Source organism: Stenotrophomonas genospecies 5 (assembly GCF_054473825.1).
Map to the genome: position 1 here is coordinate 2,804,143 of NZ_JBTMUW010000001.1, position 24,989 is coordinate 2,829,131.

23 protein-coding genes and 1 tRNA gene are annotated in these 24,989 nt (G+C 66.4%); 11 read left to right on the plus strand and 13 right to left on the minus strand.

The window, feature by feature from the left end; genetic code table 11:
- Positions 1 to 145: 145 nt before the first annotated feature.
- From ACX9OW_RS12890 to ACX9OW_RS12900, 3 genes are all read right to left on the minus strand, one after another.
- On the minus strand, positions 146 to 982 hold the full coding sequence (locus ACX9OW_RS12890; RefSeq protein WP_459062354.1) for an ATP-dependent nuclease: 837 nt from the start codon (positions 980 to 982) through the stop codon (positions 146 to 148).
- The gene (locus tag ACX9OW_RS12895) at positions 916 to 1,830 is read right to left on the minus strand and encodes an AAA family ATPase (protein WP_459062355.1); all 915 of its coding nucleotides are present in this window, start codon (positions 1,828 to 1,830) and stop codon (positions 916 to 918) included. Before ACX9OW_RS12895 ends, ACX9OW_RS12890 begins: the two co-directional genes overlap by 67 nt.
- A gap of 494 nt (positions 1,831 to 2,324) precedes the next feature.
- A complete protein-coding gene (locus tag ACX9OW_RS12900; RefSeq protein WP_459062356.1) occupies positions 2,325 to 2,765 on the minus strand; it encodes a hypothetical protein in 441 nt (146 codons plus the stop codon).
- Positions 2,766 to 3,302: 537 nt separating this feature from the next.
- On the opposite strand from ACX9OW_RS12900, the gene ACX9OW_RS12905 reads away from it, so the two are divergent.
- A complete protein-coding gene (locus ACX9OW_RS12905) occupies positions 3,303 to 3,521 on the plus strand; it encodes a hypothetical protein (protein ID WP_459062357.1) in 219 nt (72 codons plus the stop codon).
- 58 nt (positions 3,522 to 3,579) lie between these two features.
- On the opposite strand, the gene ACX9OW_RS12910 is transcribed toward ACX9OW_RS12905, so the two are convergent.
- The 4 genes from ACX9OW_RS12910 to dtd all read right to left on the minus strand — a co-directional run bounded on the left by ACX9OW_RS12910 (position 3,580) and on the right by dtd (position 7,704).
- Positions 3,580 to 3,655 (minus strand) — tRNA-Ile (locus ACX9OW_RS12910).
- 65 nt (positions 3,656 to 3,720) lie between these two features.
- Positions 3,721 to 5,121, minus strand: coding sequence for a type II toxin-antitoxin system HipA family toxin YjjJ (gene yjjJ / locus ACX9OW_RS12915; RefSeq protein ID WP_459062358.1), 1,401 nt, complete (start codon positions 5,119 to 5,121; stop codon positions 3,721 to 3,723).
- A 196-nt stretch (positions 5,122 to 5,317) separates the two neighbouring features.
- Positions 5,318 to 7,171, minus strand: coding sequence for an RNA polymerase sigma factor RpoD (gene rpoD, locus ACX9OW_RS12920; RefSeq protein WP_053517130.1), 1,854 nt, complete (start codon positions 7,169 to 7,171; stop codon positions 5,318 to 5,320).
- 92 nt (positions 7,172 to 7,263) lie between these two features.
- Positions 7,264 to 7,704, minus strand: a complete 441-nt coding sequence (dtd, locus tag ACX9OW_RS12925; RefSeq protein WP_459062481.1) for a D-aminoacyl-tRNA deacylase — start codon at positions 7,702 to 7,704, stop codon at positions 7,264 to 7,266.
- Positions 7,705 to 7,765: 61 nt separating this feature from the next.
- Here dtd and ACX9OW_RS12930 point away from each other — a divergent pair, with 61 nt between their 5' ends.
- The 4 genes from ACX9OW_RS12930 (at position 7,766) to ACX9OW_RS12945 (ending at position 11,992) form a co-directional block, all read left to right on the plus strand.
- Positions 7,766 to 8,686, plus strand: a complete 921-nt coding sequence (locus ACX9OW_RS12930) for a lauroyl acyltransferase (RefSeq protein ID WP_065174456.1) — start codon at positions 7,766 to 7,768, stop codon at positions 8,684 to 8,686.
- A gap of 74 nt (positions 8,687 to 8,760) precedes the next feature.
- Complete coding sequence (ribA, locus tag ACX9OW_RS12935; RefSeq protein WP_065174455.1) at positions 8,761 to 9,897, plus strand: GTP cyclohydrolase II RibA; 1,137 nt, start codon at positions 8,761 to 8,763, stop codon at positions 9,895 to 9,897.
- Between the two features lie 74 nt (positions 9,898 to 9,971).
- Entirely contained in the window at positions 9,972 to 10,472 is a 501-nt protein-coding gene (locus ACX9OW_RS12940) for a PH domain-containing protein (protein WP_053517123.1), read from the plus strand.
- Positions 10,469 to 11,992, plus strand: a complete 1,524-nt coding sequence (locus ACX9OW_RS12945; protein WP_277381113.1) for a PH domain-containing protein — start codon at positions 10,469 to 10,471, stop codon at positions 11,990 to 11,992. Before ACX9OW_RS12940 ends, ACX9OW_RS12945 begins: the two co-directional genes overlap by 4 nt.
- A gap of 100 nt (positions 11,993 to 12,092) precedes the next feature.
- On the opposite strand, the gene ACX9OW_RS12950 is transcribed toward ACX9OW_RS12945, so the two are convergent.
- Entirely contained in the window at positions 12,093 to 13,151 is a 1,059-nt protein-coding gene (locus ACX9OW_RS12950) for a CDP-glycerol glycerophosphotransferase family protein (RefSeq protein WP_277381805.1), read from the minus strand.
- On the opposite strand from ACX9OW_RS12950, the gene ACX9OW_RS12955 reads away from it, so the two are divergent.
- Positions 13,150 to 13,956 carry a glycosyltransferase family 2 protein gene (locus tag ACX9OW_RS12955; RefSeq protein WP_053517120.1) on the plus strand — a complete coding sequence of 269 codons (807 nt, stop codon included), beginning with the start codon at positions 13,150 to 13,152 and terminating at the stop codon, positions 13,954 to 13,956. The genes ACX9OW_RS12950 and ACX9OW_RS12955 overlap by 2 nt on opposite strands.
- Before the next feature lie 98 nt (positions 13,957 to 14,054).
- On the opposite strand, the gene ACX9OW_RS12960 is transcribed toward ACX9OW_RS12955, so the two are convergent.
- The 5 genes from ACX9OW_RS12960 to def form a co-directional block, all read right to left on the minus strand.
- Entirely contained in the window at positions 14,055 to 15,320 is a 1,266-nt protein-coding gene (locus ACX9OW_RS12960; RefSeq protein ID WP_053517197.1) for an O-antigen ligase family protein, read from the minus strand.
- A 143-nt stretch (positions 15,321 to 15,463) separates the two neighbouring features.
- Entirely contained in the window at positions 15,464 to 17,176 is a 1,713-nt protein-coding gene (locus ACX9OW_RS12965) for an ArnT family glycosyltransferase (protein WP_445394079.1), read from the minus strand.
- 22 nt (positions 17,177 to 17,198) lie between these two features.
- The gene (gene rsmB / locus ACX9OW_RS12970) at positions 17,199 to 18,530 is read right to left on the minus strand and encodes a 16S rRNA (cytosine(967)-C(5))-methyltransferase RsmB (protein ID WP_445394078.1); all 1,332 of its coding nucleotides are present in this window, start codon (positions 18,528 to 18,530) and stop codon (positions 17,199 to 17,201) included.
- Between the two features lie 3 nt (positions 18,531 to 18,533).
- On the minus strand, positions 18,534 to 19,457 hold the full coding sequence (gene fmt, locus ACX9OW_RS12975) for a methionyl-tRNA formyltransferase (protein WP_459062359.1): 924 nt from the start codon (positions 19,455 to 19,457) through the stop codon (positions 18,534 to 18,536).
- Between the two features lie 121 nt (positions 19,458 to 19,578).
- Positions 19,579 to 20,091 carry a peptide deformylase gene (gene def, locus ACX9OW_RS12980; protein ID WP_053517114.1) on the minus strand — a complete coding sequence of 171 codons (513 nt, stop codon included), beginning with the start codon at positions 20,089 to 20,091 and terminating at the stop codon, positions 19,579 to 19,581.
- Positions 20,092 to 20,217: 126 nt separating this feature from the next.
- Here def and ACX9OW_RS12985 point away from each other — a divergent pair, with 126 nt between their 5' ends.
- From ACX9OW_RS12985 to ACX9OW_RS13005, 5 genes are all read left to right on the plus strand, one after another.
- Positions 20,218 to 21,348 carry a LysM peptidoglycan-binding domain-containing protein gene (locus tag ACX9OW_RS12985; RefSeq protein ID WP_459062360.1) on the plus strand — a complete coding sequence of 377 codons (1,131 nt, stop codon included), beginning with the start codon at positions 20,218 to 20,220 and terminating at the stop codon, positions 21,346 to 21,348.
- A 79-nt stretch (positions 21,349 to 21,427) separates the two neighbouring features.
- A complete protein-coding gene (dprA, locus tag ACX9OW_RS12990; RefSeq protein WP_111186260.1) occupies positions 21,428 to 22,555 on the plus strand; it encodes a DNA-processing protein DprA in 1,128 nt (375 codons plus the stop codon).
- Positions 22,556 to 22,598: 43 nt separating this feature from the next.
- Positions 22,599 to 23,072 (plus strand): DUF494 family protein, encoded by a 474-nt coding sequence (locus tag ACX9OW_RS12995; protein ID WP_053517108.1) that lies wholly within the window; start codon positions 22,599 to 22,601, stop codon positions 23,070 to 23,072.
- 39 nt (positions 23,073 to 23,111) lie between these two features.
- Complete coding sequence (locus tag ACX9OW_RS13000) at positions 23,112 to 23,849, plus strand: pilin (protein WP_459062361.1); 738 nt, start codon at positions 23,112 to 23,114, stop codon at positions 23,847 to 23,849.
- A 48-nt stretch (positions 23,850 to 23,897) separates the two neighbouring features.
- Complete coding sequence (locus ACX9OW_RS13005; RefSeq protein WP_053517104.1) at positions 23,898 to 24,830, plus strand: RDD family protein; 933 nt, start codon at positions 23,898 to 23,900, stop codon at positions 24,828 to 24,830.
- Positions 24,831 to 24,989 lie beyond the last annotated feature (159 nt).

Here is a 24,989-nt window from a genome sequence, read left to right on the forward strand (position 1 = left end):
GACGCTTCCAGACGGGCGATTGGTGGGCCTACCATCAATCGCATTGAATCCACATATCGCTGATTTATTTAACTCCTTCGCGAACCCTGAACACAGTTGCCGCCAACCTGTGGCCAGTTTGTAAGCTACAAGCTCACCCTTACCCTCACTGCTGGGGGTCGAGCCTGGCCTCCAGTTCCGCAATCACAGCATCGATGGGTTCTCGTTGCCACGCCTTGAGTGCTACAGCAGGTGCCGCTGTGGCCAGAGCGGCGATCTTCACCTTGATCGACATTACATCCATGTCTGAGAGAGGGTGTGCCTGCCGAGCGGCAATCGCGGTAAGGCGATCCGACCACTTCATACGACCCTCTTTGGTCGATGGCTTGCTGAGGTCGACGCCGTACTCGTTCTTAAGAAGGCCCGCATACAAACCCTCATCAATGAAATCCTCAAGCTCCGCCTCCTTGCCCCCTTGACGAGCCAACTGGAACGCGTCTGCTGCTGCAATCAAGCCTGCGTCGATTGCTTTTCGCTTCGCTTCATCACCCGCTTTGTCCCTATCCAGAAGCACCAAACAGCGGCACATGGAATCGCGCAAGAGTTGAAGCTTATAGGTCAGATTGCTTGCACCTGAAAGAGAATCGACAGCTAGCATTCCTGAGTCTAACGCTTTACCCAGCGACGCCGAGCAATGGTGCAGTAGTGAAGTGATCAGATGACGATCTGACTCCCCCTCGACGATCAGCACAAACTCTGCATTTCTAAGATTGTCTGATACGCGGACTCCAAGCGCGTCTCGAATCTCTTGCACAGACTTCGATGCTCTAGCGCGCTTCTCATTAACGATAATGTTCTTTGACACGTCCTTTCGATCAATGAACAACGGACAATGCGTCGTGATGATCACTTGGTGCTCTTTGCTCAGGTCGGCAATCACCTCCTGAAGTCGATGAATCGCACTCGGATGAAGATGCGATTCTGGCTCCTCGATTGCCAGCACCAAAGATGCGCCCCCCCCTGCTGCGGCGTAACTGCATGCTTCATCAAGGCTAGCGCAGCCAAACTCTGCACGCCATCTCCCTTCTTATCTAAGAGAGTCGCAGTACCGTCGTCGATCGTGATGTTGTAGCTTGATCTAAGCGCTCGCTGTCTCGCCTCCTGCTCAGCGGAAACGGTGACGCGCTTTATGTCGGGAAGAAAAGCTTTGAGACTCGCTGTCAGACTCTTCCCCAAATGGTCGAGAATCGGCTTCTGGAGAACCGTGATTGCATGCAGTGCTTGCTTGTACGCTGGAGAGCTTTCGATCTGAGCCAGATCATCCTGAATAAGCTGATGAATAACCCTTCGAGCCTCATCCGCGGTTCGCACAGCCGGGATGTGCTCAATTCTTAAATGCTGCCGCAGGAACTCACGAATCTTGTGAGCCCGTTGGATCATCAATTCCTTACCCCCCCCCTGCTTTAGCACATCGAAAGCCGGAGGGGCGTTGTCCCCAAGCTTGATTTCAATCTTTAGACGACCATTGTTCTTGCTACCAACGACTTTGCGAAACTCAGCACGCTCCTTCTCATCAAGCTGGAACTCAATGTGAAAGACAGACTGCCCCTTCGGCTGCTTGGCCTGCAGTGATATAGGAAAGTCCCTGTTCCAATCGTAGCCCCAGGTTCGGGTAAGCAGAGTTTCACGAGGCGAAGCACAAAGGAATCGCACGCAGGTGACCATGGCCCGGATGATGTTGCTCTTGCCCTCGTTGTTTGGACCGACGATAACCGTCGGATTGCCCAACGCAAGTTTTTCCGTGCGCTGAATACTCCGATAGTTGCTCAGTTCAAACGTCACGATCTGCATTTGGGAACTCGCTTGTAGGTTCGCCAAAGACTGCCTCAAATCGTTGACAACTTCCACGACATTTTATTGACGGACGAACAACAGCCCAGGGTACTTGCTCCACCGTCCGGGTGCAGACGTGCGCACTTGTCTCCCCGCCACACCTGCGCACCTCATAGGTTGCCTTTCTGCGCTACCTGCGCACGGGCCAGCAGCAGGCCAGGGAGGCTGTCGGGGGCACTGAGGGATCATGCGGCCACCTGCGAATCCCTGCACCGAATGGGGGTGATCGGTGAGGAGTTGAGCGGTCGTATGGATGCCAGACGTGCAGTCGCCAAAGAATGGAGGCAAGAGGGCATCCAATAGCGTCCAAGAAGAAGGCACTACTACTTAAAGTTTTTCAGGAAAGCTATGAAATGGGGTTGTGGAACACTCTTTTGGTTACAGCCCCTGTCCGGGCACCGTCGCCCATCTCCCGCTGCCGCTTCTCCTGTCTCCCAACGGTCTTGCCGATATCACTGCTGCCTTGCCACCTGCCGTTTCCTGCTACGCAGTGAACCACCTGCGCCTTGATACTTGTCGTCGGCGCAAAATCGGTCTGTTATCCCACGCCCCAGCCGGCCATTGAACTCAACCTCGGACGAATCCAAAAGTACCTGTGGGCTGATATCGGTGCCGCCAACAACTGCCTGTACAGTCCGCTGCTCAATCGTGATGTGTAGGGCGTTGCGCTCTTGTGTGTGACCGCCGGATTCTTCTGCAACCCGGAGGATGAAGGTAATGCCATGGTCAACCGGAATCAGCTTCTTCTTTGCCGTCTTCTTAAGTACAGAAGCCGCGGCACCGGCGAATCCCACCAGAATGTCCGACTCGCCCCACCCGTCGCCCCTAAGCGTCAACATCAATCGTGGAGGCGTGGCGAATGCCTGGGTATCGACTGCGACAGGTTCGGGCACAGCTTTGCTATCGCAGCCGCATCCGTTGAGCTCTCGCTCGGCGCTTTGGCAGCGTCGGTCATTGATACCTCACCGCCTTGGGCGAAGCCTGCGATACGCCGTTGCTCAAACGTACCAGCCGACTGCAACAGGCGAAGGAGGCCCGTGAACACAAAATGCCCACGCCCGAAGCGTTCGCCAAGGTGCTTGCCTTTGCCCGCGAGCGCGGTGCCCGGTCGCCTCACACAAAGGGTAGTTGTCCCGCCTACATCGCCCCAGCGATGGTGCTGGCATTCAGCGCACGTCTGCGGGGGCATCGAGGTCTGCACGCTGACTGACGCTCACCGCCTCGATCAAGGCGTGCACGGAGAGCGACGGAAAGACTCGCGTGCGTCGATTACGGAATGGAACAACGAAATAAGCAAAGCGTGGGAGGCGCTGGTGACGCGGCATAATGCGATTTGGAACCGTGACGGCCGGAACTTCGCCATATCTGCCCGACCTGAGAAGCTGCTTCTGCTGGTAGAGCAGTCGAGGAGTCCTATCGCACGATCTTCAATGTCCAGTGCCTGGCAACGGTTCATCCGCGTAGCAATAAGCGAGGACGTGATCGAGGAATGCGAGCGGTTTTCGATGCATGGCCTCAAACACCGGGGCGTTACCGACACCAAGGGCAACCGTGGCGACAAGCAACACGCTGCCGGTCACAAGTCGCCAACCACGACAGGCCGCTACGATCACGACATGCCGGTCGTGAAACCAACGCGCCGGCGCTGAATTTTCCCGGCGGCACAAAAGAGGCACTTGGGCGAAAGCCTAAGTGCCTGTTTTTTTATGGTGGGCCCACCAGGATTCGAACCTGGAACCAAAGGATTATGAGTCCTCTGCTCTAACCGTTGAGCTATAGGCCCGTGCAACGTGAAAGTGTAGTTGAGTCAGGCCTTCTCTCGCCACCGACCGGCCGCAGAAGCGTGCCTCAGCCGAAACGGTTCCCCATGGCCCGGACCCGAGCTGCATTCTGTCCGGCCACCTCCAGCAGCACCTTGGACCGCAGCAGGCCCGACGCTGCTACCCGCTCCCAGAAATCTACCGCCAGCGGAGCCGCCCAGTGCAGGTGATCCAATTGGCCTGCGCGCCGTGGTGCGACCGGGGGAAGCGGCGTTGTCGCCCGCAGAACGCCGGTTCGCGAGGGGGCCAGGGACATCGGCAGCATGTCGTAGGCAGGGGCAAGCGGCAACGCCCCGCGATCCAGCAGATGGAAGCCGACGTTGCCCTGATGCATATCGGTATTGCCAATCAATTGCCCAAAGGCGTGCAGCCGCGACAGGGCGGTTGCGGTCTCCTGATGGATCCACCGCTGCGCCAGCAACTGCTCACCCGCCTGCCCCCAATCCATGGTTACGTCACCCACATACGCCGAGGACAGGGCCAACAGCGACACGAATCCACGCCGTCCCAGTGTGCCCGGCGAGCGGTCAAACCGCTTCACCTCCAGGAAGGTGTGGCTGTCGGTCTGGATGAGCGACGATTCTGCTGCAGATACACCCGCCTCGCGCAGAACCTCAAGCGCCAGATGCTCGCAGACCAACAGGTCTGCCCACCGCTCGGCAGCCTCCCCCGCGCCCGGCAGGGCGAACTTCACCAGCGCGGCATAGCGGCCGCCATCGTGCTCGACCGTCGTGGTGAACTTGGGCTGTTCGCCGCCGGGCGAGGAACCCACATCTTCGCCTTCCAGCGCAGCAGTTGCCCATTCGGGATAGCGCTGCTGTCGATCCTCGCTGCGCACGCGGTCCGGCGGTGTGTCCATCGCCGCAAGAGCAGATGCAACCGCGTCGCCGCCCAGCAGCAGATCGCCGACGTCGGTGCCACCTGCGCGCACCAGCGCCTGAAGGGTGTCGCCAAGCTGCCAGCGGTTGATGTCCTCAGGGAGGCCAAGCTCCCGTCCGCGTCGGTGGGCGAACGTTCTTCCCAGGAATCCCTGTGGCCTCAGGTCATCCAGATACCAGGGCAGGCCCGGGAAGCAACCCATGATGTCGCCCTCGGGCGGGCGGACAAGATTTGGACGATCCCCTTGCGTCTGAACGTAAAAGGTGTCGCCGCGCAGTGCCACGACCTGCCCCAGCTCTTCCAGACGTCCATCTTCGCGCATGCGGAAGAGAGGCCATTCGCTGCCAGCGGGGGTGTCCTGGCGCTGGGCGTAGGCAGTCGCCCGGGTGCGGCCCAGCCGCACGACCGCGCCTCCCGCGTCGGCGACCAACCGTCCCAGGGTCGGGCGAGTGATCCCAAGGCCCGCCAGAAGATCGGCCGCCGGCACCACCTGCCCGGGGGGCAGGCGCTCCAGCAGGTCGTTGACCAGGTGAGTGCGGGGACGGGCCATGCGCCGATATCGTTACGAGTTAATTTACGTATTCTTGCCACATGATGAAGTGATGTGCAAGGCACAGATCAAAGCAACCCGTTGATTCTCATAGGGCCACGCCGTTTCACCACCTGAATTAAATTACGAATTAATTTACGAAAAAAGAAAACCCCGCCGAGGCGGGGTTTTCCAGTTCACGACACAACCGCTGGAATCAATCGATATCCAGGAAGCTGCGCAGCTGTTCCGAGCGGCTCGGGTGACGCAGCTTGCGCAGCGCCTTTGCTTCGATCTGGCGGATGCGCTCGCGGGTCACGTCGAACTGCTTGCCGACCTCTTCCAGCGTGTGGTCGGTGTTCATGTCGATGCCGAAGCGCATGCGCAGCACCTTGGCTTCCCTCGGGGTGAGGCCGGCCAGCACGTCACGCACGGTTTCAGACAGATTGATGTTGGTGGTGTTCTCGATCGGGGACTCCACATTGGTGTCCTCGATGAAGTCGCCCAGATGGGAATCCTCGTCGTCGCCGATCGGGGTTTCCATCGAGATCGGCTCCTTGGCGATCTTCATCACCTTGCGGATCTTGTCTTCCGGCATGTCCATTTCCTTGGCCAGCTCCTCCGGCGTGGCCTCGCGGCCGTACTGCTGGAGCATCTGGCGGGAAATGCGGTTCAACTTGTTGATCGTCTCGATCATGTGCACCGGGATACGGATGGTGCGCGCCTGGTCGGCGATCGAGCGGGTGATGGCCTGGCGGATCCACCAGGTCGCATACGTGGAGAACTTGTAGCCGCGGCGGTACTCGAACTTGTCCACGGCCTTCATCAGGCCGATGTTGCCTTCCTGGATCAGGTCGAGGAACTGCAGGCCACGGTTGGTGTACTTCTTGGCGATCGAGATCACCAGGCGCAGGTTGGCCTCGACCATCTCCTTCTTGGCCTTGCGCGCCTTGGCTTCACCGTAGGCCATGGCACGGCTGATTTCCTTCAGCTCTTCCAGGTCCAGCTGGGTCAGCTTCTCGATGTCGATCGTGGCCTGCTGTTCGGCAATGATCTGGTCCTTCACCTCACGCAGCGCCGACGACCACTTCTGCTTGCGCTTCAGTGCGTCTTCCACCCACTCCAGGTTGGTCTGGTTGCCTTCCCAGGAGCGGATGAAATCCTTGCGCGGCATGCGCGCGGTGACGGTGGCCAGGTTCAGCACGCGGCGCTCATGGCTCTTGATCTCGGCCATGGTGTCGCGCAGCTGCTTGGTCAGCACGTCGGTCAGCGGCAGCGGCAGCTTCAGGGTGACGAACACGGCCGACATCTCTTCGCGCAGGCGCGGCAGGTTCTTCTTGTCGCCCTTGCCGGCGGCCTTCTTGAAGGCATTGAAGGCATCGCTCAGCGCCTGCATGCGCGCGGCGACTTCCTCCGGGTCCGGACCGGTCGGTGCGGCTTCCTCATCGGCGCCGTCGACATCATCGTCCTCGTCCTCGTCGGCTTCGGCGTCGGCATCGTCGCTGTCATCGGCGGCGGCCGCCGGCGGAGCCGGCTCTTCGTCGGTCAGGTCGTTGAAGCCGACGATCACTTCGGCCAGGCGCTTCTTGCCTTCCTTGTGGGCTTCGTAATCGGACAGCAGCGATTCGACCGACACCGGGAACTGGCCCAGTGCGGCCTGCACCTGGCCCAGGCCTTCTTCGATGCGCTTGGCGATGGCGATTTCGCCTTCGCGGGTCAGCAGCTCGACAGTACCCATTTCGCGCATGTACATGCGCACCGGGTCGGTGGTACGGCCACCTTCGGTGTCGAGCGCGCTCAGCGCGGCAGCGGCTTCTTCGGCCGCGGTGTCGTCGACTTCGCGGTTGCCGGTGTTGCCGTCGTTGAGGAGGAGAGTCTCCACATCCGGCGCAACTTCATGGACATCAATGCCCATGCCGTTGATCATGCCGATGATGTCTTCGATCTGTTCCGGATCGACCATGTCGTCCGGCAGATGGTCATTGACTTCGGCGTAGGTCAGGTAGCCCTGTTCCAGGCCCTTGCTGATCAGTTGCTTGATTTCGGATTGGGCAGGACGTTCGTTGGCCATGTAGTGCTCGCGCCACCGGCTGGGTAGGAAATAGGGAACGTAGCATTATACCAGCCCGGGGCCCCGCCTGCCGGGCGGTGGTCCCGGCGGCTTCAGGGCCTGAGAAGGAAGGTCACGGGACCATCATTGACCAGGCTGACGATCATATGGGCACCAAAGCGGCCCGTTTCCACCCCTGGCGCGTGATTTTCACGGCAGATGTCGACAAATCGATTGAACCCGCGTTCAGCCTCGGCCGGCGGTGCCGCAGTGGTGAAGCTGGGGCGCATGCCCGACCGGGTGTCGGCCGCCAGGGTGAACTGGCTGACCAGCAGCAGGCCGCCGCCGGTATCGCGCAGCGAGCGGTTCATCTTCCCGGCTTCATCGGCAAACACCCGGTAGCCCAGCAGGCGCTCGGCCATGCGCTGCAGCTGCGGCTCGGTGTCGCCCGGCTCCATCCCCACCAGGGCCAGCAGGCCTGGGCCAATCTGGCCGACGGCGTCGCCATCGACGTGGACGGCGGCCTGGCTGACGCGTTGGATCAGGACGAGCATCTGTGGGTTTCCGGTCAGGGGGCCGGCCACGATAGCAGCGCCCTTGGCTAAACTTGCGTGGATGAACCCGCAACGCAAAGCCCGGCTGGCCTATCGCGCCACCACCCTGTTCACGCGCCTGCCCTGGCCGCTGCTGCGCGGCGTCGCGCAGGCCCTGGCCTGGGCCTGGATCCGTCTCAACGCCCGTGAGAGTCGCGTCACCCGCCGCAACCTGGAGCTGGCCTACCCGGATCTGGACCCCGTTGCGCGCGAGCGCCTGCATCGCGATCTGCTGCGCTCCACCGCCCTGCAGGCCATCGAGACCCTGCGCCTGTGGAGCCGCCCGCCGGCCGAGAACCTGCGCCTGCACCTGAAGCAGCGTCACGGTGAAGCGCTGTATGACGCGGCGCTGGCCAGCGGCAGGGGCGTGATCGTGGCCGCGCCGCACTTCGGCAACTGGGAGCTGCTGAACCAGTGGCTGGCCTCGCGCGGACAGATCGCCATCGTCTACAAGCCGCCGGAGGATGAAGCCAGCGACGCGTTCCTGCAGCTGGTGCGGGGTGGCCAGAACGTGCAGCAGGTGCGCGCCGAGGGCCCGGCGGTGCGCCAGTTGTTCAAGGTACTCAAGGACGGTGGCGCCACCGGCATCCTGCCGGACCAGCAGCCGAAGGCCGGTGACGGCGTGTTCGTTCCGTTCTTCGGTGTGCCGGCGCTGACCATGACCCTGGTCAACCGCCTGGCCGAACGCACCGGCGCCATCGTCCTGTATGGCTGGTGCGAGCGCATTGGGCCGGACATGGAATTCGCCCTGCACGTCGAGCCGGCCGACCCCGCAGTGGCCGACCCGGACCCGCAGACTGCGGCCACCGCCCTCAACGCCGGGATCGAACGCATCGCCCGCCGCGATCCGGCGCAGTACCAGTGGACCTACAAGCGCTATACGCTGCGGCCACCGGGCAGCGGCGAGGATGATCCCTACGCGACCGAGGAACACCCGCACTGAGTCCCACCGTGCCGCCCTGCGACCGGCGGCCGCAGCACGTTGAATACGACGCCGGCGCCCCCATAGAGACTGCGATGTCCGCCTCCCCCGGTCCTGCCATGCCTGCTGCCTCCTCCCTGTTCGGCGACCCGGCCGCGATCCGCTGCGAGCGCGCGGTCGCGGAACTGCGCGCCGGTCGCCCGGTCCTGCTTCACGACGGCCAGGGCCAACGCCTGGCCGTGATCGCGCTGGACAGCGCCACCGCCAGCAGCTTTGCCGCCTTTGCCAGCGCAGCGCGCGAGCGTCATTACCTGTTCCTGACGGCGACCCGCGCCCGCGTGCTGGGGGTGGAGGCACCTGACGGTGTGCGCCTGCCGCTGGCCGGTATCGCCTTCGACGCCCTGCCGACGCTGGGCTACCTGCGCGAGCCCGGGCCGATGCCGGCTCACTGGACCGCAGGCGATGCCTTCGATGCCGGCGCGGTTGAACTGGCCCGCCTGGGCCTGCTGCTGCCGGCTATGGTCGCGGTGCGCCTGGATGTGGATGATGCGACCTTCGACGGCGCCGCCGACGTCGCCCTGTGCGACCTGGCCGAAGGTGCGGCGCACGCCGCCCACGACTATGAGCTGGTCGCCCGTTCGCCGGTACCGCTGCGCGATGTCGGCATGACCACCTTCGCGGTGTTCCGCGGCGGCGTTGCACAACGCGACCAGGTGGCGATCATCGTCGGCGACCCGGACCTGTCTGCCGTGGTGCCGGTACGCGTGCACTCCTCGTGCCTGACCGGCGACCTGTTCGGTTCGCTCAAGTGCGACTGCGGGGACCAGCTGCGACGCGGTCTGCGCAAACTGAAGGAACTGGGCGGCGGCGTGCTGCTGTACCTGGACCAGGAAGGCCGGGGAACGGGCATCGCTGCAAAGATGCGCGCCTATGGCTACCAGCACGACGGGCTGGACACGATCGACGCCGATGCACAACTGGGCTTCGGCGCCGATGAGCGACGCTATGGCAGCGCCGTGGCGATGCTGCGCGGCCTGGGCATCAGCCGCGTGGCCCTGCTCAGCAACAATCCGACCAAGGCACAGCGCCTGCGCAATGCCGGCATCGAAGTGCTGGACTGCATTCCGGTCACTGGCGAGATCACGGCCGAGAACGAACACTACCTGCGCACCAAGGCCGACCGTGCCGGCCATCTGCTCGATGTCGATGCACTGATCCAGGCGGCGCAGTAGCGCGCCCGACCTGCTACCGTCTGCGCGGTGCGGCTGCGGCCGCCCCGCCTGCCCTGCCGCCCGACGGAGCCCGTGTGACCGACCAGCCTCTTCCTGCTGTGCCCATCAACGACTGGCAGCCGCTGCCGGCCCGCGCCGCACGCCTGGCTGCGCTGGAAGGCGCATTCGGTGGACTGTTCGTGCCAGGCGCACCGCTGGCAGCCGCGTGGTGGTTCTTCGATCTGCCTGCCGGGCTGTGGGGTGCAGCGTCGGGCCTGCTGGTCGGCGCCCTGTTCGGCGCGTGGCTGGGCCATCGCCGCCTGACCCGCACACGCTGGCGCCTGGACGCACAGGGCCTGGGCCTGCGCAGGGACCTGATGTGGCAGACCGAAACGCAGGTACCGGTCTCGCGCGTGCAGCACCTGGATCTGCGCCGTGGTCCGCTGGAGCGGCGTGCCGGCCTGGCGACGCTGATCGTGCACACCGCAGGCACCCGCCTCAGTGCCGTGACTGTCAGCGGCCTGGATGATGCCGACGCCGAACGCCTGCGCGACACCCTGGCCCACCAGCTCGATCAGGACGCCGACGCCCTGTGAGCCAGCCACCGCCCCTGCCGCCCCCGCTGCCACGCGGCGGCGACGAACAGCGCCTGCACCCCTGGTCATGGCTGTTCGTGCTGCTGATGCAGCTGCGGCACTACTTCCTGCCGCTGGTCGCGCTGCTGGTGTTCGGCCAGCGCGGCGACCGCGACCCGCTGTGGGCGCAGCTGATGCCGCTGCTGGCCATCGCCGCGCTGGTGGTGGTCTCGGTGCTGCAGTACCTGAGCTACCGCTACCGCATCGGCAGTGATGCGATCACCGTGCGCAGCGGGCTGCTTGCGCGCAACCGCCGGGAAATTCCCTTCGCCCGCATCCACAACGTGGAAGTGCGGCAGAACCCGTTGCACCGGCTGTTCGGCGTGGCCGAGCTGCGCCTGGAGTCGGCCGGCGGCGTGCGCCCGGAGGCAGAGATGCGGGTGCTGCGGTTGGACCAGGCATTGGCACTGGAGCAGCTGGTGAAGCAGCGCGGAAAGGCGCCTGGCAACGCACCGGCTGCCACCGCCGACCCGACCGATGAAGTGCTGCTGCGCATGTCCACTGCCGAAGTGATCCGGCTTGGCCTGCTGTCCAACCGCGGCTGGGTGCTGTTCGCCGCCGCCATCGGTGCGCTGCTGCAGGTGATCCCGCGCCGTTCGCTGGACGGCGTGATCTCCAGCGGAGGACGCGAGGCGTTCGGCTACGCCAGCCAGCTGCACGAGGGCCTTGCCGGCCTGCTGATCCTGGCCGCGCTGGTGCTGGTCGCAGGCTGGCTGCTGATGCGCCTGCTGTCGGTGGTGCTGGCCCTGCTGCGCTATGCCGGCTTCACCCTGACCGAGCAGGAACACCGGCTGACGGTCGCGGCAGGCCTGCTCAGCCGCACGCGCAGCAGCGTGGCGCGCCGGCGCATCCAGGCCTGGACCCTGCGCGAAGGCACCCTGCAACGCTGGTTCGGGCGGCGCCAGCTGCAGATTGACAGCGCTGCCGGCGGCCCCACCCGCGAGGAAGATCGGGCGCTGCGCGAACTCGCGCCGCTGGCACCGGCCGCCGACTGCGATCATCTGGTGCAGCGCCTGCTGCCTCAGCTGCAGTGGCCGCCCGCGCACTGGCAGCCGGTGCCGCAGCGCGGCTGGTGGCGGTTGTGCCTGGGCAGCGTACTGCTGGTGCCGTTGCTGGCCGCCGCGATGTACTGGCGCTGGGGAACACCCGGCCTGCTGGTGCTGGGCTGGCTGCCGGTCGCGCTTTGGGTCGCCCATCGGCAGATGGGCCGCATGGGCTGGCATCTGGATGATCGCTACGTCGCGGTGCGCGGCGGATGGTGGAGGCGCTGGTGGCGCTGGGCGGAACTGGACAAGCTGCAGGGCCTGCGCCTGCAGCGCTCACCGCTGGACAGGCTGCTGGGCACGGCCAGCCTGCAGTTGGACACCGCAGGCGCGCATGGTGATGTGGCCCTGGCGCTGCATTACCTGCCGCACGCACAGGCACGGGCGCTGATGGCGCAGCTGGCCGCCGCGCTGCCGCGCCGCAAGCTGCGCTGGTGACCCGTTGCCGCCCTTCCACGCCTGGCGTGGATCTACTGTAGAGCCGAGCCCATGCTCGGCTTGCCACAGCCGAGCGTGGGCTCGGCTCTACATCCCCCGATCACCGCTGTGATGGCCCCCAGTAGCCCAGATCCCTGCGGATCTGCAGGTCACGCATCCAGCTGCCGAAGGGTTTGCGGCGCAGCGCGCCCATCTCGCCGGACAGGAAATCCTCGGTTGCGGCAATCACCCGCTCACTGGAGCGGCCGTCACGGTACGGATGGATCGCGTCGGCATAGCGCACGATCTCCGCCTGCAGGACGGCATCCGGGTGCAGCGCGCGCTGCAGCATGACGGGCAGCTGCGCCGGCACGTCGAAATCGATCATGTGCGGTTTCGGGACGCGGTTGCGGAAGGTCACCACCGGCTTGTGCTGGACGATGAACTCCGAAACGATCGAAGACGTATCGGACACCAGCACATCAGCGGCGCGCTGTGCGGCCATGACCTGCTCCGGTTCGATGAAGCGGGCATTGGCGCCGGCCAGCGCACGGTAACGCTCGAACAGCTCCGGCGGGCACTTCGGGTGCAGGGTCAGCAGCCAGTAGCGTTCCCCGACCGCGATGTCGGCAGCGATCTGCGCATGCAGATGCGGGGCGGCGCTGAGCCGCTCGGTGAAGGTCGAGCCGAACAGGATCACCGGACGACCGCCCGCCGCTGCGCGCAGCGCGGCGCTTTCGCCACCATCGTCGCGGAACAGCGGGTCCAGCTTCGGCCAGCCGGTCTCGGCCACCGCGAAGTGACCCTGCAGGGCGGCGATGTCGCGGAACGGCGCGGTGGTGGCCGGGCCCTGGGTGCAGTACAGGTCGAACATCCCGCGTACCCGGAAATGGCCACGTGCGCTGTCGCGCTTCTCCACGTTGAAGCCATGGAACAGCTGCACCTTGGCACCGGACAGGAACGTCGGCACCCAGTTGGCCGCGCTGTACACCGCGCGCGGGCGCATCGCCAGGGCCTGCTTCAGGCCGATCACGGGCACGCCCGGCAACTGGCTGCCGGCGGCGCCACCTTCGAACCAGGCAGCCACCTCCTGCCCGGACGCGTGCAAGGCCTGCGCCAACGGGGCGAGAATAGGCAGCGCATAGCGCTCCGTCGCAAACAACAGGTACCCGGCCATCATGTCCTCCACGACCGCTCCCATCGAACGGCCTCGCATCTCGGCGTGCATTATCGCGTTCAACGAGGCCGGCCGCATCGGCGACTGCCTGGCCTCGCTGGCCTTCTGCGACGAGATCATCGTGGTGGACTCGTATTCCAGCGACGCCACCGTGGCCATCGCCGAGGCCGCCGGTGCCCGCGTGCTGCAGCGGCCGTTCGATGGCTTCCGCAGCCAGAAGGCGTTCTGCGTCGAGCAGGCAGCACATGACTGGGTGGTGTGCCTGGATGCCGACGAGCGCATCAGCCCGGAACTGCGCGCCTCCATCGAACAGGCCCGCGAGGGGGGATTCAGCGGCCACGCGGGCTACCGCTTTGCCCGCCTTTCAGAGTATTTCGGCCGCTTCCTGCGCCACGGCAACGCCTATCCGGACCGGGTGATGCGCCTGTTCGACCGCCGCCGCGGCGGCTGGCGCGGCACCCGTGAGATCCACGAGGCCGCCAGCGTCGATGGCAGCGTCGGCACCCTGCGCGGTGACCTCATCCACTACCCCTACCGCTCGCTGCAGCAGCAACTGGCCAAGACCGAGAAGTACGCGCGGATGATGGCCGAGCACGAGTTCGCACGCGGCAAGCGCGCCACCCTGGGCAAGCTGGTGCTGGCACCGGCCTGGCGCTTCTGGCGGGGATTCATTTTCCGCGGCGGTTTCCGCGATGGTTGGCACGGCCTGGTCTATGCCTACGTGCGTGCCAACTACGTGCGGCAGAAGACCATCATGCTGTGGATGCTCGGCAACGGTCAGGCGGTGGCCGACCCGCCGCAGCCCTGATCCGCCGGGCATGGCCCGGCGCTACCGCTCCCGTGCACCTGCGTGCGCCGGGCATGGCGGTGCAGGGGTAGCGCCGGGCCATGCCCGGCGGCGGGGCGTCAACCCGCGTTGGCCCCGCGGTGGCGGGCACCTTCCAGGATCGACAACCCGGCCAGCAGGCCGACGATGGTGACGTAGAAGCTGGCCGTCATCTGGTGCGCGAACATCGACTGGGTCAGCCCGCACAGCACGTACGTGGTCACGATCATGATCCCGGCCGCGGCAGGCCCGCGGAACGTACTGCGCCCGCTGCGCCGATGCAGGCGCACGAACACCCACAGCGGAACGCCATACACCGCCAGCAGCAGCAGCAGGCCGGGCATGCCCTGGGTGGCGGCCCATTCGGCTACGTCGTTATGGGCATGGCCAAGGTGGCAGCGCTGTTCGTCCGGGTTCTCGCGGCAGACCGGCACACGCTGCATCGCGTCATCGAAGTGGCCGATTCCGACACCGACCAGCGGGTGGTCCAGGAAGGTATCCCAGGCAACCTGCAGACGCTCCACGCGGGCACCGGCGGAAGAGTCGCTGTCGCCCTGCTCCATGCGCTGCATGTCGCTGTGCAGCTCGCTCAGCCGCACCTGGTGACGCAGCTCGGGCACCGACAGCAGCAGGGTGGCGCCAATCGCCAACATGCCTGCCAGCACCGACAGGCGGGCGGTGCCGGTCCGCCAGCGCAGGCTCAGCGCGAGCACCACCAGCAGAGCCAGCAACGCCGCGAACACGCCACGGCTGCCGGTCAACACGATGGTTCCACAGCCGGCCGCCATGCCGACGATCACCAGCGACCAGCGTCGCGAAGGTCGGCAGAACACCAGCAGCACCATCAGCACCATCACGATGTCGGCCAGCACGATGGCATTGGTGAACAGCTCCGCACGCGGAGCCCCCTGCAGTACCTGCCACAGCGACATCGCGAAGGTGACCAGCAGCCCGGCCAGCGCGCCACGCCAGAGCCAGCGCAGGTCCGGGCGCAACGCGCAGACCCACAGGGCGATCCAGGGGATCACCACGAAGCGCGAGCGGTTGTCGACATCGCGCAGCCCCTGCTCGAACAGCAGCACCGACAGCAGGCCCAGTGCCAGCACCGCGAGCATCAGCCAGGTCAGCACCTTCACCGGCTGCCCGCCCATGTGCCGGGCGCGCCACAGCAGTTCCGGCGCCAGCAGCGTGCTGGCCAGCAGCAACAGGCCATACGGAAGCAGGTTGATCGGCACGGTAAGCACCAGCGCCGGAAGGCAGAACAGACCGATCTGCGCCAGCCAGTGCGCCGTGCGCTGCCGACCGCCGACGGGGGCACCCGGCAGGTCGCCGGCCGCGGGGTTCAGGTTGTCCGGTGGAGCTGGCACGTCGGAAGTTTCGCTGCGGGTGTGCGGGAAGAACGGGGGCGGCCACAACGGCCACTCCCAGTGTGCTGTTTTACTGCCTTTGTCGCCTGTTGGGCAGTCTGGACAAGCGTGGACACAGGTCGTTATCCCCGTTCCTGCAAACGCCGTTCACGTTCGCGCTCGCGATCGCTGGCCTGGCAGGGCGCGACCACCGCCTCCGCCGGCACCAGCCACCAGCGGCGACGATTGGCCACGCCCGCCGGTTCGGCCCGGTCGCGGTCCACGCACGGCAACAGGGCGTCCTCCTGCACAAGCAGCCATCGCCGCGCCGGCACCAGCCGCTGCCAGCGCGTCGCCGCCTGCAGCTGTTCATCCCAGGGGGTGTTGAAGCCGAACGTGGCCGCCGGTCGATCGGCCATCAGCAGGTTCTGTTCCTTCCAGGCCACCAGGCCCAACTCGGCCTGCGGGCCGATGCGCTCCCCCACATGGCGCATCAGGCCCCGCGCCGAACCCGAATCGTTCAACAGCGGGTAGCCCACCAGGCTGTACAGCACCCACACCGTGGCCAGGGTCGACACCATGGCCAGATGACGCCGGCCACGGCCAGACAGCAACAGGCTGGCCACACCGCAGGCGCCCATCGCCAGCGCCGCCCAGGCCAACGCGTCCATCACGCCCGGTGCCAGACCACGTTCGTGCTCCAGCCTCGTCTCGAATCCCGGCTCGCCCAGCAATGCCAGTGCGCCTGCCAGCAGCGTGCCCAGGGCCAGGGCCAGCGTGAACAGCCCCAGCAGTGCCTGCACGTCGCGACGGCGCAGAAGGCCGGGCAGCAGCGGCGCCAGGGCCAGGCAGAACATGGGCAGCGCAGGGAGGATGTACACATCGCGCTTGCCCTCGGGAATCGAGAAGAACAGCACGATCAGCAGCCACCACCCCAGCAGCACCAGGTAGCGCGCGTCGCGTCGCCGCAGCCGGCGGCGCCAGGCCGGAATCGCCCACGGCAGTGCCAGGAACGCGGGAATCCACATCGACGGCATGATCGCCAGGAAGTACCACCACGGCTGGTGGTGGTCCCAGGACTGGGCATAACGCCGTGCGGTCTGCTGGAACAGGATGTCGTCCATGTAGGCGCGGTACTCGTCCAGCCCGGTCGCCAGCGCCGCCAGCACCATCGGCAGCAGCCACAGCGCCACCGCCAGCAGGAACGCCAGCGGCGCCAGCCAGAAGCGCAGGTCGCGCGCATGCAGGCGCACACCGTTCCACCGCAGGGCCGAGCCGATCACGGCTGGAACGAGCATCAGCAGGGCGATCACGCCCACGCCCTTGGTGATGACGCCGATCCCGGCGAAGAACCAGCCCAGCCACCACCAGCGCCATGCCGGGCCCAGCAGCAGGTGGCGCAGCAGCCCGTAATTGGCCAGGGTGATGAACAGCACCACCAGCGGATCGATCTGTGCCTTCTTCGCCTGGAAGGTGAACTGCAGTGCGAACAGCAGTGCCCAGCCTGCGTACAGGCCGACGCGTCGCGTCCACAGCCGACCACCGAGATCGACCACGCACCACAACGTGCCCAGCGCGGCGATCAGCGAGGGCAGCAGGAACGCCAGCCGCCAATCGCCGATCAGGTGATAGAGCGTGGCCTGCCACCACATCAGCATCGGCGGCTTGTCCGAGTACAGCTCCAGGCCGCGATGCGGGAACAACCAGTGACCGCTGTCCACCATCTGCTTGGCGACGAGCGCGAAGCGCGGCTCATCCGACGGCCAGGGATCGCGCAGGCCGAGTCCAGCCCCCAGCACCAGCAGGGCCATCACCACGAACAACCACGTCTCTCGCGACGCGCGGGTTTTCAGCATGAGGACTTGAACGGCAGCGGATTCACACCGCTTTTAGCAGACGCGCGTAGAAGAATCCGTCAGCATCGCTGTCACCGGGCAGTCGTTGCCGTGCAATGCCTTCGCAATCCAGCCCGAACGCCTCGTCCAACGGCTGCGCCACCGCATCCGGGTGCCACCTCAGGAACGCGCGGATCTGCTCGATGTTCTCCGCACGCAGGATCGAGCACGTGGCATACAGCAGGACGCCACCGGGGCGCAGCATCGACCAGCATGCCTCCAGCAGCCGGGCCTGAACGCCGACCAGCGCATCGATGTCCTCGGCGCGGCGGTGGAACATCACATCCGGCTGGCGGCGGATCACGCCCGTGGCCGAACAGGGCGCATCGAGCAGGATCGCATCGAACGGCGTGCCATCCCACCACGCGCCAGGATCGCTGGCGTCTGCCGCCAGGGTCTGTGCGCCCTCACCGACACCCGTGCGCGCGTACGTGTCACGGGCACGCGCCAGGCGACGGGCGTCGATGTCCAGCGCCAGCAGGCGCAGGCTGGGATCACGCTCCAGCAGGTGCGCCGACTTGCCGCCCGGTGCGGCGCAGGCATCCAGTACCCGCGCCCCGGCGGCCGGCGCCAGCGCATCGGCCGCGCACTGCGCCGACAGATCCTGCACCGAGAGCGCGCCCTCGGCGAAGCCGGGCAGCTGGTTGACAGCGACCGGCGTCGCCAGCCGCAACGCGTCCGCACTGAGCGGACTCGGCTCGGCGACGATACCGGCCTCGGCCAGCACGGCCAGGACTTTCTCGCGGCCACCGTGCTGGCGGTTGGCGCGCAGCCACAGCGGCGCAGGCTGCAGGCTGGCGCTGAAGATCGCCTCGGCCTGCGCCGGCCAGTCGCGCTCGATGGCCTCGGCCAGCCAGGACGGAAATGCATCGCGGGCCGGCTGTTCCGGGAATCCCTCACGCTGGGCGCGGCGCAGGATGGCATTGACCAGGCCCGCCTGGCGCTCACGGCCCAGCGCACGCGCTGCGTCGACGGTGGCCGACAGGGCCGCGTGCGCCGGCAGTTCCAGTACGTCCAGCTGGGCGAAGCCGACCATCAGCAGCGTGCGCAGGTCTGCATCGCGCGCCGAGAGCGGCTTCTGCATCCACGCCTGCAATGCCGCGTCATAGGTACTGCGACGGCGCAGCACGGCAAAACACAGCGCTTCCAGCAACGCCCGATCACGGCTGTCGGCCAGCTTCGGCAGGGCCCACGCCAGTTCCGCCTTCAGCGAACGGCCACGGGTGAACACCTGGGCCAGCACGCGTGCGGCCAGCATGCGGGTGGCTGCACCCGGCGCCGCCCTGGCGATGGAGAAGTCATTCTGTTTCGTCACCGCTTACGCTCCCACGCGCAGGTCGCGACGGGCGTTGAGGTAATCGGCGGCAGTGATCGCCTTGCCACCTTCGCGCTGCAGCACGCGCAGGCGCAGCGCGCCCTGGCCGCAGGCAATGTCGATGCCTTCGCGGCCGGCAGCAAGTACCGATCCCGGTGCCTGGCCGTGCTCCATCGCCTGCGCCACGGCGCCATGGATGCGCACGCGCTCGCCGGCCAGCGTTGCTTCGGCGACAGGCCACGGGTTGAACGCGCGTACGGTCCGCGCCAGCAGCGCTGCATCCTGCGCCCAGTCCAGCTTCGCCTCGGCCTTGTCCAGCTTGTGTGCGTAGGTCACGCCCTGCTCCGGCTGCGGCCGCGCGATCGGCTTGATGCCGGCGCGCAGCAGTCCCAGGCCATCGGACAACACCTGCGCACCCAGCTCGGCCAGCTTGTCGTGCAGCTGGCCGCCGGTATCGGTGGCCGCGATCGGCAGCGCCTGGTGCAGCAGCACCGGGCCGGTATCCAGTCCGGCTTCCATCTGCATCAGGCACACGCCCGTGGTCTCGTCACCTGCCTGGATCGCGCGCTGGATCGGCGCCGCACCGCGCCATCGCGGCAGCAGCGAAGCGTGCACGTTCCAGCACCCGTAGGTCGGGATGGCCAGCACGGCCTTGGGCAGGATCAGGCCGTAAGCCACCACCACCATCAGGTCCGGCTTCAGGTCACGCAGCTGCTGCTGGGCCGCTTCGTCCTTCAGCGATTCGGGCTGGTACACCGGAATGCCGCGGGCCACCGCCTCGAGCTTCACCGGCGAGGGGGCCAGGCCGCGACCACGGCCTGACGGACGGTCAGGCTGGGTGTAGACGGCCACGACCTCGTGGTGGCGCGCCGCTGCGCGCAGCGATGACACCGCGAATTCCGGCGTACCGGCAAAGACAATCCTCATGGCTACCCCACTTGCAGGATGGATTCGTGCAGGAAAGAAAACGGCGCCGTCGGCCGGCGCCGTACAGCCCACGCGCTGCGCGCGGGCACGGGCCCCCCCTGCGGGCGGCCCGGAGCGGCGATCACGCCACGTGCTTGCGCTGCTTGGCCAGCTTCTTGCGGACCATCTCGCGCTTGAGCGGCGACAGGTAATCGATGAACAGCTTGCCGTCCAGGTGATCCATCTCGTGCTGGATGCAGGTGGCCAGCACTTCACCGGCCTCCATCTGCTGTTCCTGGCCATTGCGGTCAAGGAACTTCACGGTGATGGTGTCGGCACGGGTCACGTCGGCGAAGATGCCCGGCACCGACAGGCACCCTTCCTGGTACACCCGGCCCCCGTCCTTGGCGACGATCTCCGGGTTGATGAACACCAGCGGCTGGTTCTTCTCTTCGCTGACATCGATGACCATGAAGCGCTTGTGCACGTCCACCTGGGTAGCGGCCAGGCCGATGCCCGGCGCGTCGTACATGGTCTGGAACATGTTGTCGACCAGTTCCTGGAAGGCCGGCGTGGTCACTTCGGCGGCGTCGATCAACGCGGCCTTGGTACGCAGGCGCGGATCGGGGAACTCAAGAATCGGGAGGAGGGCCATGGCAGTTTCCGGATAGGGGGCCGGCACGCCGGCATACGTCGCAGATTCTAGCTGCAACGCTTGCCTTGCGCCCCGGTTTCTGGACTATAGTGCGCGGACCTGTTGGGGAATCAGGGCTTCACACCTATGTTGCTTCGTTTTCGTACGGTCGTCGCCGCGGCGATGCTGACCGTGGCTGCCTATGCTACCGCCGTGGAAGTGAATGGCGGGCACCCGGATACCTATGTGGTCCGAAAAGGGGACACGCTGTGGGATATCGCCGCGCGTTTCCTGCAGAAGCCCTGGCTGTGGCCGGAGATCTGGCAGGCCAACCCGCAGATCGCCAATCCGCACCTGATCTATCCGGGTGACGTGCTGAGCCTGGCCTACCTGGACCGTGTGACGGCCCAGCCCGGCCCCCGCCAGGAGGCCCCGATCGATGCCATTCCGCTGGCCCAGGTCGAGCCGTTCCTTAAGCAGCTGAGCGTGGTCGACCGCATCGACCACCTGCCCTACGTGGCGGGCCTGGAAGAAGACCGCCTGCGCGCCAGCAGTGGTGAAGCCGTGTACGTGCGCCTGGCCGATGCCCAGGTCGGGCAGCGCTGGGCCGTGGTCCGCCCGACCGTGCGCTATGGCGTGCCCAAGCCCACCGAGGACCTGACCGCCAATGGCGAGGTCACCCCCGGCAGCGGCAACCTGTGGCGGGCCTACAACGCGCCGACGCGACGTGCGCACCAGATGCTGGGCTACGAGCTGATGCAGGTCGGCACGGGCACCATCACCCAGGTTGCCGGCGGCAAGGTCGAGGCGTCCACCCTGGTGCTGGACAAGAACAGCGGCGGGCGTGAAGTCCGCGCCGGCGACCGGCTGGTGCCGGTCGAGGCGAAGCCCTACGACCTGCAGTTCGTCCCGCATGTGCCGGCGGCGGGCGTCGAGGGCGTGGACGTGCGTGTGCTCGCGGTGACCGACATGTTCAGCGTTGGCGGGCCACGCGATGTGATCGCCATTTCGGCGGGCCGCGCGCAGGGCGTGGACAACGGCACCGTGTTCTCGCTGTGGCGGCCGGGCCGCCACGTCGCGCACCGGATGAAGTACCCGGGGTCCTCGCGCATGGATGATTCGCTCAGTACCGGCGCCGGCCGGGTCTCGCTGCCCGACGAGTACGCCGCGCATGCGATGGTGTTCCGCACCTTCGACAACGTCAGCTATGCGCTGGTGATGCAGGGCGTGAAGCCTGTACGAGTGGGCTACAGCGCGCTGCATCCGGACACGAAGTAGGGTTGCCGGGAACATCCCTGACAGCCGCACGCGAAGGCGCCCTAGGGCGCCTTTGTTGTCTGCGGTCGATAGTGGGGGGATGACCAAGCAGGCAGATGAGGCGCTGGTGCGCCTGGTGATGGCGGGAGGCGCGCTGGCGCCGCGGCGGGCACTGCTGCAGGGCGCGGGCAGCGCCGAAGCGGCCCTTGCGCTGGGCGTGGCCGGCTGGCGCGCCCATGGCTGCACCCCGGAGCAGTGCGCGGCACTGGAACGCCCCGATGCGCAGCGGTCGAAAGCCGCCCTGCACTGGCTGCAGGACGACAACCATCACCTGCTGGCCGTTACCGACCCGGCCTTCCCGCCCCTGCTGCCGGAGGTCCCCAACCCGCCGCTGGCGCTGTTCGTGGCCGGCGACCCCGGCCTGGCCTGGCGCCCGGCGGTGGCGGTGGTTGGCAGCCGCTCACCCACACCGGCCGGTCGGGCACTGGCGGCGCGTTTTGCCGGCAGCTTCGCCGAAGCCGGACTGGCGGTCGCCAGTGGGCTGGCGGCCGGTATCGATGCGGCCGCCCACCTTGCGGTGCTGGACGCCGGCGGCAGTACCGTTGCCGTCATCGGAACGGGCCCCGACCGTGCCTATCCGGACCACCATGCGCCACTGCAGGCCCGGATCGGCGCCGAGGGTGCCGTGCTCAGCGAGTACCTGCCCGGTACGGCTGCCCGTCCCGGCCACTTCCCCGCGCGCAACCGGCTGGTGGCCGGGCTGGCCCTGGCCACCGTGGTGATCGAGGCGGCGCACCGCTCCGGTGCCCTGATCACGGCGCGCCTGGCCGCCGAGGCCGGTCGCGAGGTATGCGCCGTGCCCGGCTCGGTGCTCAATCCGCGGGCGGCCGGCTGCCACCGCCTGATCCGCGAGGGAGCTGCCCTGGTGGAACGGCCCGAGGACGTGCTGGAGCTGCTGGCCCCGGCCCTGCGCCAGCAGCTGCCGGCCTTGCAATCGCGGCTGGCCACCCCCACTGAACAGGCAGTGCCAGCCGACCTGCCGGCACGCTGGGTCGGCGACCCTGACTACCAGCGCTTGTGGCAGGCCCTGGACCTTGACCCAATCAGTATGGATTCACTGATCACGCGCTGTGGATTGACGGCGCCGCAGGTGTCCTCCATGCTGCTGGCCATGGAACTTGCGGGAATCGTGGTCTGCGTACACGGCCGCTACTGTCGAACTCCCTAGTTTCTTCACCTCCACAGCGTCGCGCGACGCAGGCCGAGGGGCAATGAAAGAGAGCATCCTGGATGTACTGCTGTACCTGTTTGAACACTATTTCAGCGAAGATGCGGACCTGATCCGTGACCGCGATTCGCTCCAGAACGGCCTGATCCAGGCCGGATTCAGCCCTACCGAGATCAACAAGGCATTCGACTGGCTCGATGCCCTGGCGGCACAGCGTCCGAGTGTGGCCCAGGCGCGGGTCGATGGCCCGGTGCGCATCTATCACGGGCCCGAGCTGGACAAGCTGGACGTGGAATGCCGCGGTTTCCTGCTGTACCTGGAGCAGCACGGCATCCTCGATGCCGACCAGCGCGAGCTGGTGCTGGACCGGGCGATGGCGTTGGACCAGGACGAACTGGACCTGGACGATCTGAAATGGGTCGTGCTGATGGTGCTGTTCAACCAGCCCGGCGCCGAGGCGGCTTACGCCTGGATGGAAACGCAGATGTTCATGGACGAGCCAGAACCCCTGCACTGACCGTACACTTGGGGCATAGCGCATTCAGGAGCGTGCCCCGTGAGCGAGTGGTTCCATGCAGAAGGCAACCGGCAGCAAGGCCCGCTGCCGGCAGAACAGCTGGTCGAGCTGTTCCGCAACAATCAGATCAGCCTGGACACCCTGGTGTGGCGCGATGGCCTGCCGCAATGGCAGCCATTGCGCAGCGTGGTGGATGAGCTCGGCCTGATCGTGCCGGCCGTCGATGCCGCCCGCGACGACCCCGGGCTGCAGCCCCCTGCCCCGCAGCCTCCGGTACTGCCGGCGGCAACCCCCTATGCCCACAGTGCGCCCGCGGCCGCGTTGCCGCCACCGAAGAAGGGCCTGTCCGGCTGCGCCCTGACCGCCATCATCGGCGGGGCACTGCTGCTGGTGGTGGTACCCATCGTGGCGATCCTGGCGGCCATCGCGCTGCCTGCCTACAACGACTACATGCTGCGCTCCAAGGTCGCCACGTCGCTGACCGCACTGCAGCCACTGAAGGACCAGGTGCAGCATTTCGCCGACGAGGAAGGACGCTGCCCGGGGGCCAACGATGCCGGTTTCCCGGCGCCGGGGGACTTCTCCGCCGCAGGCCTGTCAGCGGTCCACATCGGCCGCTTCAACAACGGTCATTGCGGTATCGAAGCCACGCTGGCCGCGCCCGGCAAGACCATCGATGGCGATCTGCTGTGGCTGGAATACGACCGCGACAGCGGCCGCTGGGAATGCAGCGGCGAAAGCAACGACAAGTATCTGCCGCAGCAGTGCCGCGGCTGAGCCATCGGCACTACACCCCAAGCAAGGACGACCCAGGAGGGACACACAATGACTGAGTGGTATTTCGCCGAAGGACAGCAACGCCAGGGACCGCTGCCGGTCGAGGACATCCGCCAGCGCTTCCAGCGCGGCCAGCTGACACTGGATACGCTGGTCTGGCGCGAGGGCATGGCGCAATGGGCCGCGCTGCGGCAGGTGGTCGACGAGCTCGGCCTGCAGACCCTGGCCAGCGCCACCACGGCCGCTGACAGTGGCGGCTTCGACCTGCGCAGCGACTACCAGGCCATCGACAACGGCACGGCGCCGCTGCCCGGCACCGGCGCGCTCAGCAGTTCGCCCTACAGCGCGCCGGGCACCGCAGCCATGGCCGGCCACGCACAGCCGGTGATGGGCGGCGAAGTGGTGTACGCAGGCTTCTGGAAGCGCGTGGCTGCCTATGTGATCGACTACTTCGTGCTGCTCATCCCCGGCACGATCATCGGCGTCATTTCCGCCCTGGCACTGGGTGCGGGCATGGGGGCCGCCGGCAGCGGCGAGTCGGCCATCGAGATCATGGGCCAGCTGGTCAGCGGCCTGCTCAACCTGGTGATCTCCATGGTGTACTACACCTGGTTCCACGCCTCGCGCGGCGGTGCCACCCTGGGCAAGATGGCCGTCGGCATCAAGGTCGTGCGCAGCAACGGTGACCGGCTGACCGTAGGACGTGCCTTCGGACGCTACTGGGCCGCCGTGCTGAGCGGCCTGATCCTGTGCATCGGCTACCTGATGGCCGCGTTCACCGAGCGCAAGCAGGGCCTGCACGACATGATGTGCGACACCCTGGTGGTGGACCGCTGGGCCTTCACCGACCAGCCGCAGCTGCAACGCCGCGAGCTGGGCGTGGTCACCATCGCCGTCCTGGTCATCACCGCCCTGCTGGCCCTGGCCGGCCTGGTCCTGATGGTGGCGGCCATCGGATTCATCGCCAAGATGGCCTCCTGACCGGCCATCCTCACGCTTGGGCGCTTGACATGGAGCGTCCGGGCGTGATTCCTCTAATAAGGAAACCTGAACGCCCGGCACCCAACCGGGCGTTCAGTTTATGGATTTGCCCGTGGCCGCTTCACTAATGCGGCCGTTTGCTCCACCCTAGCGGCCCCT

Excerpts from the sequence above, each read along its gene's own strand:
- ACX9OW_RS12955 (WP_053517120.1), top strand. The coding sequence starts at position 13,150 with ATGTCCTCCACGACCGCTCCCATCGAACGGCCTCGCATCTCGGCGTGC.
- ACX9OW_RS12965 (WP_445394079.1), bottom strand. The coding sequence starts at position 17,176 with ATGCTGAAAACCCGCGCGTCGCGAGAGACGTGGTTGTTCGTGGTGATG.
- ACX9OW_RS12930 (WP_065174456.1), top strand. The coding sequence starts at position 7,766 with ATGAACCCGCAACGCAAAGCCCGGCTGGCCTATCGCGCCACCACCCTG.
- yjjJ (WP_459062358.1), bottom strand. The coding sequence starts at position 5,121 with ATGGCCCGTCCCCGCACTCACCTGGTCAACGACCTGCTGGAGCGCCTG.
- ACX9OW_RS12985 (WP_459062360.1), top strand. The coding sequence starts at position 20,218 with ATGTTGCTTCGTTTTCGTACGGTCGTCGCCGCGGCGATGCTGACCGTG.
- ribA (WP_065174455.1), top strand. The coding sequence starts at position 8,761 with ATGTCCGCCTCCCCCGGTCCTGCCATGCCTGCTGCCTCCTCCCTGTTC.
- ACX9OW_RS13005 (WP_053517104.1), top strand. The coding sequence starts at position 23,898 with ATGACTGAGTGGTATTTCGCCGAAGGACAGCAACGCCAGGGACCGCTG.
- fmt (WP_459062359.1), bottom strand. The coding sequence starts at position 19,457 with ATGAGGATTGTCTTTGCCGGTACGCCGGAATTCGCGGTGTCATCGCTG.
- ACX9OW_RS12995 (WP_053517108.1), top strand. The coding sequence starts at position 22,599 with ATGAAAGAGAGCATCCTGGATGTACTGCTGTACCTGTTTGAACACTAT.
- rpoD (WP_053517130.1), bottom strand. The coding sequence starts at position 7,171 with ATGGCCAACGAACGTCCTGCCCAATCCGAAATCAAGCAACTGATCAGC.
- ACX9OW_RS12950 (WP_277381805.1), bottom strand. The coding sequence starts at position 13,151 with ATGATGGCCGGGTACCTGTTGTTTGCGACGGAGCGCTATGCGCTGCCT.
- dtd (WP_459062481.1), bottom strand. The coding sequence starts at position 7,704 with ATGCTCGTCCTGATCCAACGCGTCAGCCAGGCCGCCGTCCACGTCGAT.
- def (WP_053517114.1), bottom strand. The coding sequence starts at position 20,091 with ATGGCCCTCCTCCCGATTCTTGAGTTCCCCGATCCGCGCCTGCGTACC.
- dprA (WP_111186260.1), top strand. The coding sequence starts at position 21,428 with ATGACCAAGCAGGCAGATGAGGCGCTGGTGCGCCTGGTGATGGCGGGA.
- ACX9OW_RS12905 (WP_459062357.1), top strand. The coding sequence starts at position 3,303 with ATGTCCAGTGCCTGGCAACGGTTCATCCGCGTAGCAATAAGCGAGGAC.
- ACX9OW_RS12895 (WP_459062355.1), bottom strand. The coding sequence starts at position 1,830 with ATGCAGATCGTGACGTTTGAACTGAGCAACTATCGGAGTATTCAGCGC.